Origin of the sequence: Actinokineospora guangxiensis (assembly GCF_042657845.1) — a bacterium.
GTDB classification, from domain to species: Bacteria; Actinomycetota; Actinomycetes; order Mycobacteriales; family Pseudonocardiaceae; genus Actinokineospora; species Actinokineospora guangxiensis.
Genome location: NZ_JBHSKF010000016.1, coordinates 85,596 through 86,951 on the forward strand (window position 1 = coordinate 85,596; position 1,356 = coordinate 86,951).

Genomic DNA, 1,356 nt, shown 5'->3' on the forward strand with positions numbered 1-1,356 from the left:
ATGACTGCCACCCGCCCGGCCGACCTGGCTGGCGCCGCCCGCGGCTTCGCCGCCGCTGAACTGACCGACCACCGCTACTTCGACGGGTTGCCCGAGCCGCCGATGCCCCAGCAGGCGCGGCTCGCCGACGCGGGGCTGGCGAACTGGTGGATGCCCGTGGAGTACGGCGGGCCGGGGGTGTCGCTGCGCGAGGGCGTCGACATCGTCTCCGAGCTGTCCTACGGCGACGCCGGGTTCGCGTTCACCTCGTACCTGTCGATCCTGGCCACCACGATGGTGCACCTGTACGGGGAGGACGAGGTCCGCAAGCCGCTGCTGACGGACTTCGCGGGCAGCGGCGGGGTCTGCGCCACCCTGGCGAGCGAGGACGCCGCGGGCAGCGAGCTGGGCCGCACCGAGACCACCAGCACCCGCCGCGGCGGGGCGGTCATCATCACCGGCGACAAGTACTTCTCCACCAACACCGACCTCGCCGAGTTCCTGGTGGTGGTGACCCGCTCCGCCGAGTCCGACCAGGACTTCCGCGCCGTCGTCGTGCCCAGGGACGCCCCGGGCATCAAGGTCGTCCGCCGCTGGGACGTCCTCGGCATGCGCGGTTCGGCGACCTACGAGGTCCGCCTGCGCAACGTCCGGGTGCCCGCGTCGCACGTGCTGCGGGGCAACGGCATCCGGGTGCTGGAGGCTGGCCTCAACGCCAGCCGCGTCCTCATCGCCACCACCTCGATCGGCCTGTCCCGCCGGGTCCGCGACGAGGCCATGTCCTACGCCGCCACCAAGACCATCAAGGGCGAGCGGCTCACCGCCAACAACGTCTTCGCCGCCAAGCTCGGCGAGATCGAGATGCAGATCGACCTGATGCTCAACCAGTGCCGCGCGGCGGCCGCGGAGTTCGACGCGATCATGGCGCGCCCCGACGCCGCCGACGAGTTCCTGCGCGTCGGCAGCACCCGCTCGGCGCTCGCGGCCAAGATGGCCTGCGGCCAGCTCGGCTGGGCGGTGGCCTCCACCGGGTCGCAGCTCTTCGGCGGCCTCGGCTACACCAACGACCACATCATCGGCAAGCTCACCCGCGACCTGCGCTGGACAGCCCTGGTCGAGGGCGGCGAGGACGTCATGCGCGACCTGCTCTACAGCCGCTACGTCCTCCCCGGCGACCGCAGGCGCTGACCACCGGCTGTGACCACCGGCTCTGACCACCGGCTCTGACCACCGGCTCTGACCCTCGCACGGATTACCGGCGGGGTAGGGGCCGAGGTCGGCGGGGGCGTTCCCCGGCGGCGATCAGTCCTAGGGATTTCCCGGGGCCGGGCGGTCGAGACTTGTCGGACGCGCGTCCTGCGGCGCAATCGTCCACCG

Annotated in this window: 1 protein-coding gene; it reads left to right on the forward strand. The window is 72.1% G+C overall.

Annotated elements, in window-relative coordinates:
- Window positions 1–1,167 (forward strand): acyl-CoA dehydrogenase family protein, encoded by a 1,167-nt coding sequence (locus ACFPM7_RS25405; protein ID WP_378250290.1) that lies wholly within the window; start codon window positions 1–3, stop codon window positions 1,165–1,167.
- The last annotated feature ends 189 nt before the right edge of the window (window positions 1,168–1,356 follow it).

Excerpts from the sequence above, each read along its gene's own strand:
- ACFPM7_RS25405 (WP_378250290.1), top strand. The coding sequence starts at position 1 with ATGACTGCCACCCGCCCGGCCGACCTGGCTGGCGCCGCCCGCGGCTTC.